This window comes from Streptomyces sp. NPDC007205 (genome assembly GCF_040634095.1).
Lineage (GTDB): Bacteria > Actinomycetota > Actinomycetes > Streptomycetales > Streptomycetaceae > Streptomyces.
This window is the reverse complement of sequence record NZ_JBEYEW010000109.1, coordinates 1-5,353: the sequence shown is the minus strand read 5'-3', so window position 1 is coordinate 5,353 and position 5,353 is coordinate 1. Positions and strand designations below refer to the sequence as shown.

Below are 5,353 nucleotides of genomic sequence, written 5' to 3'. Positions count from 1 at the left end.
TGCGCCATGCGGGAGTTGATCGCCGAACGGGCCTGGCTGACAGTGTTCCTGCTGCCCGCCTACTCGCCCGACCTCAATCCGGTTGAGGGCGTGTGGGCCATCAAACGCAGCCTTGCCAACTTCGCCGTCGTCGCCCTCGACCGCCTGGAGACGCTCGTACACAACCGGCTCAAGCGCCTCCAGTACCGGCCCGAGATCCTCGACGGCTTCATAACCGGAGCCGGCCTGGCCCTCGATGCCCCAACGTCACCTTGACAAGCCGAAGTCAGTAAGGCGGATGAGGCATCGTTCAAATTTGGAGGATCCGGGGGACTGCATGAAAACGGTGTGACTCCGATCATGGAAGAGTGCTCCTGTGATCAGCGAGTACATAGCCAGGATGTCTGCTTCGGAGGCTGTGCCGACGGGCTTGGACGATCGGTTCATTGAAGAGGTTGTGAACCGGGCCCAGTGCGAGGGTTTGCGGTTGACTGGCGAGGGCGGGCTGCTGCAGCTGACGAAGCGACTGCTGGAGTGGGATCGGAGGGAGAAGCGTCAGCGCCGGCTGGCCGGCTTCGACGAGATGGTACTCGCGTTGTCCGCGAAGGGTCTGACCCACGCAGAGATCGCCGCGCACCTGGACGAGGTCTATGGAGCTGAGCAGACCATCTCCACGATCACGGACTCGGTGAGGGAGGGCATGGGCGAATGGCAGGCCCGGCCGCTCGACCGCGTCTGTCCGGTCGTGTTCACCGACTGCGTCAGCGTGAAGATCCGGGTTCTGTCGACGATCTTGTGATCCGGACGGCGAGTACATTGCTCCACCTGTTCGCGATCACGCATTGCGTGCCCTCATGATGTGCTCCTGGAGCTGTTTCCGTACCTGTCGCGTTGCTGATCGAGGAGGTCGAGCGGCGGCCGGACCAGGTAGTGGTGAGAACGCGGGTGCGGGCGACGACTGGCTCCTGTCGGTGCGGTCAGAGTTCGGCCCGGGTGCACGGTCGGTACGTACGGAGGCTGCGTGATGTGGCCGTGGGCGGGCTCGGTGTCGTGATCGAGTTATGTGTTCGCCGCTTCCGCTGCGAGAACCCTGCCTGTACGGCGGTGACGTTCGCCGAGCAGGTCGTGGGACTGACCACCCCGCACATTCGAAGGTGTCCCTCGCGTTCTTAGTCCTGCCGGGCGGTGGCGAGCTTGGTCGCATTCGTCGTACGCCTGCGGCGGCCGGAAGGCCAGCGCGATAGCCCTCCCATTTTCAGCACAACGCATAATTTGGTGGCCCATCAGAGAAGCGATGAGCCACCAAAATGAACCGGAATTAGTGAGCTAGCTGCGGGAACAATCGCCTGCGGAAACGGGTTATGATCTTCCGAGATGACACCATGATGCATCCCCCGTTCCTCAGCCGAACAGCAGCTAGCACACTCTTAATACCAGGTCGTAAAACCGTCGCTGTCACCGGCGCGGCTCGTTGTATAGCCGTTGACCATTGCTGTGTACGTGCTGCTGCGCCCCTGGGGGACGTACTGTTGTTGCATCTCGTTGTTCCAGTTCTGGACCCATACCCCGGCCCCCGGCCTGGCCTTGGTGATCCGGGCCCAGTTCGCGTGACAGTGCGGGCTGTACCGCAGCTCCACGATCCCTTGGGAGGTTGCGAAGCGAGCGATACCGGAGGGGTCCCACGGTGTGTAGGCGCCTGTCAAACAGAGGTATCCGTCCAGGCTGCTGACAGTTCTCGCTGGGTCCAGGCCAGAGCAGGACGGTCCATTGCAAGCAATCTGACCGCCGCTCCCCGATGTTGCGGGGGTGGCTGCCAGGGCGGGACTCATGCCTGTCAGCGGCACCAGGAACAGCCCGAAGGCGGCTGCTACGGCGAGCTTTTTTCGCATGCGCACTCATACCTTTCTGCCGTGGATGAGTCACACGCTGTTCTACTCCACCTCTGCTCTCTGCAACAGGGCTAGCCACAATGAGGCTGAAAAAGACCACATGGTGGGCGAGTGAAGGGTTTCTATTCAGCCAGCCGGGTGTCGCAGCTCTGTGATCGCTGTTCCATTACTTCTAGTCGCAAGAAACTGCCAGAAGGTCAAACATAGTTGAACACAGCGCTCTCGTGAACAATTCAACGTCGCGTCAGCTTGTGTCGCGTGATGATCTCGGCTCGAGCGCTGTGTGCTGCGGCCGAGGGCGGTCGGTCGGCTGGCACCCGGCTTGCCAGCGCCCTCCCCGCCATGCCAGCGGTGAGCCCGCTGCCAGGAGAACCGGAAGTGCCTGACCGGCTTCGGTCGCAAGGCGGCCTCTTGTCTCAGGTAACCCCGCTCCTCCGCTTTCCAGGTTGTCCACCACTCCCGACACCATTCAAGCTGTGGTCCAGGCCGCCGGCCTGACCGTGCAACTACCTTTGCCTACATAGCCTGTCGGCACGATGGATGAGACAACATGGATTGCGGCGTACTGAATCAGGTCACGCTGCCTTCCAAAACATATGCACACGCAAGCGGATTTGGAACGTGATGGGGCAGGGTGCCTGCCCCATTGCGAGGGCGGAGACGCTGGAGGAGGTGTTGCAGGTTGACCACCAGTTCGGCCGCGCTGATCTTCGGCGGGGCTGCGGACTACGCGCCTGCCTTGCTCGGGCTCGTCGGCCGAAGTACAGCTGGCAGCCGCTTGACCGGGCGACATGCCGGAGAGCAGTCCAAGGCATTTCGAACCGGACAGGAGCTATCGACGCGGAACAGGACGAAACGCGAGACTCGCAGCGGCTCCAGCAGTACGCATTCGACGCAAGCAGCCATCAATAGGCACACCTCATGCGGTCGACAAAACTGCCAAACTGGCACAGCAGCGACAAGAACGTCCCCTAAGCGGGCGTCCACTGCGTCGGCCCACTTCTGGGTCGGCAGACGGGGCCGTCTCGTTAATGTCGCATTGCCGCAGCGCCGGAGAGTGGGTGGTTGGAGACACCGCCGATGACGTTCTCGACGGGGCGAGATTTCGGCCGAGTTCCGGCCTGTCCCACCAACTCGCAGGGTGTTCCCGCACGCGGCGCCGTAGATCATCCGCAGACATAGGCCTCCGGCACCCGACTTACGGGTCGACCGCAACTCGAAACGCCTCTTAGTCCACGCAGAGGGAAGCCGCGGCAGCATGCCGGCGCTGTTTTGGTCCAGTCAGTGCGCGGCCTCGAAAGCTGTGTGGATCTCCCGCGGGACACGGCCACGGTCGTTCACTTCATAGCCGTTCTTGCGTGCCCATGCCCGGACTTCTTCGGCACTAGGGCCGTCCGCAGGCGCCCTCCGCGTGCTTCCTGTGCCCTTGACTCGCCCGGTCTTGCGGCCTTTTTCGATGAACGGGCGTAGAGCTTCGTCCAGTTTGTCATAGCTTTCGGGCGTTAGGTCAATTTCGTACTGAACGCCATTGAGCGAGAACCTGTGCGTGGACACCTCATCGGATTCCGTGCCGGTGAGGTCGTCTGTGTAGACAGTCACTACTTTCTGGGCCATGGGCTGATTGTACATCAATTCCCTGAGAAGTCCATCTCGGCCTCCTTAGCCTGGCCGGGGGGGTCCGGCCAGGCCGCTTTCACAGTGACATTCTCCATGTCAACCCCTGGGATGAAGGAGGCGAGGTCCATCAAGAGAAATGGAATCGTCCTCGTTTGGGTACTCATTGTGAAGGAGTGGGATGAGTCCCATGTCGGCAGGGTAGCGGAGGCGGGAACGCGAGACAGGGCCTCGCCGGGTGTCCAACATTTCGAGTCGAAGTCGCACTCTAACGGTCGAAAAAGGAATGTAACGCGGGCCCGGAGTGAGGAACCAGTCATCCAAACATGATTCCGATATGAAGAGTAGGGCACGGGATCACCGATTGAAGTGGCGGGAAGGGAAGCGTCCGAATCCGGTGATCTTGCCGTCGGCGGATGCGGCGCTCGACGCGGGCGCGTGCGCGATGGCGGCCCTCCAGTAATTGCAGGGCGCCCCGGCCATTGGGGTGCGGTGAGGAAGGCCTGGTGGCGCATGCCCTCGTCCCGGTCGAACTGAGACAGCTGGGCTCAGGTCTGTCCAGCCAACGTGTAACTCGGGTGGTGTGAGTAGCGGCGGGCGATGGGGAGTCGGCCGTCGAAGGTGATGTCGAAGGCCTGATGGGCGGGCTTGCCGGGCAGGGTCCAGCGTTTGCGTTCCTGGCCGGTGGGGTCCAGGCGCATGACGGTCATGTAGACGCGTTTGAGGGCTGCGGTCTCGTTCGGGAAGTGTCCGCGGGCCCGGACGGTCTTGTGTATGCGCGCATCGACCGACTCGATCGCATTGGTGGTGCAGGCGACGCGACGGATCTCAGTGCCGAACCGGGGGAAAGGGGACGAACTCCGCCCAGGCGTCTTGCCAGGGCCACATCACATGTACGCGGACATCTGGCCGCAGACGGTCGTGCAGACCTGCGCTGTCCACCTCCTGCGGGCCTCGTTCCGCTGTGCCGCCCGCCAGGACTGGGACAAGATCGCCAAAGCCCTGAAGCCGGTCCGTACGGCTCCGACCGAGGATGCCGCGACGAACCGGTTCCTTGAGTTCTGAGCGGAATGAGGTGGGACGTATCCGGCGATCGCCCGGCTCTGGGAAAACGCCTGGGCCGAGTTCGTGCCGTTCCCGCAGTTCGACGCCGGGATCCGCCGGCTCGTCTGCACCACCAATGTCATTGAGTCGGTGAACACCCCGCATCCGCCGGATGGTGAGGGCCCGTGGCCACTCTCCCTCCGAGGACACCGCCTTGAAACGCGCCTACCTCGCGGTGACGTCCCCCGACCCGACCGGCACCAGCCGCAAACGCTGGACCAGCCGCTGGAAGCGTGGACAGACCCACCGTTTACCAGACAGAACCGGATCCGGTGAAACGACATCACGGTCAGTCGTTGCAGGGAGGGTCTGCTCCGGGAGACCTCGCTGCTAGTAGGACTCCGTTAGGTCTGTCTCGATCTTGGTGTCGTGTGTATCCCGCTGGACAGGGTTGGCGACAGGTGGTACAGGTGCCGGTCCGCAGTCAGCAGGTCCTGGGGGCGTCGAGGATCTGGTAGAGGATGAGTCGGGTGTGTCGGCTTTTGGGGCCAGCCGCTGCTCGGTGAGGAAGGCATGGGCGGCGGTGACATGACCAGGGTGGCGTGGTGGTGCCAGCCGTTCCAGGAGGAGTGTCTGGCCGGTGCTGAAGGCGCTTGAGCCGGTTGTGTACGAGCGTCTCCAGAGGGTCGATGGCGACGGGCGAGGTTGGCAAGGCTGCGTTTGACGTGCGCCCAGACCCACTCGACGGGGTTGAGGTCGGGCGAGTAGGCGGGCAGCAGGAACACTGTCAGCCAGGCCCGTTCGGCGATCAACTCCCGCATGGCGCG

At 62.9% G+C, this 5,353-nt stretch carries 4 protein-coding genes and 4 pseudogenes; 4 read left to right on the top strand and 4 right to left on the bottom strand.

Features of this window, described 5'->3' with window-relative positions; all coding sequences use genetic code 11:
• From ABZ624_RS41925 to ABZ624_RS41915, 3 genes and pseudogenes are all read left to right on the top strand, one after another.
• Positions 1-255 (top strand): transposase (locus ABZ624_RS41925; RefSeq protein ID WP_360100806.1); only part of this gene is annotated, 255 nt, incomplete at its 5' end.
• Between the two features lie 124 nt (positions 256-379).
• Positions 380-757: pseudogene (locus ABZ624_RS41920) on the top strand (transposase); the annotation flags it as partial.
• Positions 758-909: 152 nt separating this feature from the next.
• Positions 910-1,152: a transposase family protein gene (locus ABZ624_RS41915; RefSeq protein WP_360100811.1), complete on the top strand. Its 243-nt coding sequence runs from the start codon at positions 910-912 to the stop codon at positions 1,150-1,152.
• Between the two features lie 254 nt (positions 1,153-1,406).
• On the opposite strand, the gene ABZ624_RS41910 is transcribed toward ABZ624_RS41915, so the two are convergent.
• The 3 genes and pseudogenes from ABZ624_RS41910 to ABZ624_RS41900 form a co-directional block, all read right to left on the bottom strand.
• Positions 1,407-1,808, bottom strand: a complete 402-nt coding sequence (locus ABZ624_RS41910) for a DUF2690 domain-containing protein (protein WP_360100809.1) — start codon at positions 1,806-1,808, stop codon at positions 1,407-1,409.
• 1,341 nt (positions 1,809-3,149) lie between these two features.
• Entirely contained in the window at positions 3,150-3,482 is a 333-nt protein-coding gene (locus ABZ624_RS41905; protein ID WP_360100803.1) for an Lsr2 family protein, read from the bottom strand.
• Positions 3,483-4,030: 548 nt separating this feature from the next.
• Positions 4,031-4,361 (bottom strand): annotated as a pseudogene (locus tag ABZ624_RS41900) (transposase); the annotation flags it as partial.
• Positions 4,362-4,385: 24 nt separating this feature from the next.
• On the opposite strand from ABZ624_RS41900, the pseudogene ABZ624_RS41895 reads away from it, so the two are divergent.
• A pseudogene (locus tag ABZ624_RS41895) lies at positions 4,386-4,920 on the top strand (transposase); the annotation flags it as partial.
• Between the two features lie 234 nt (positions 4,921-5,154).
• Here ABZ624_RS41895 and ABZ624_RS41890 read toward each other — a convergent pair.
• Positions 5,155-5,353 (bottom strand): annotated as a pseudogene (locus ABZ624_RS41890) (transposase); the annotation flags it as partial.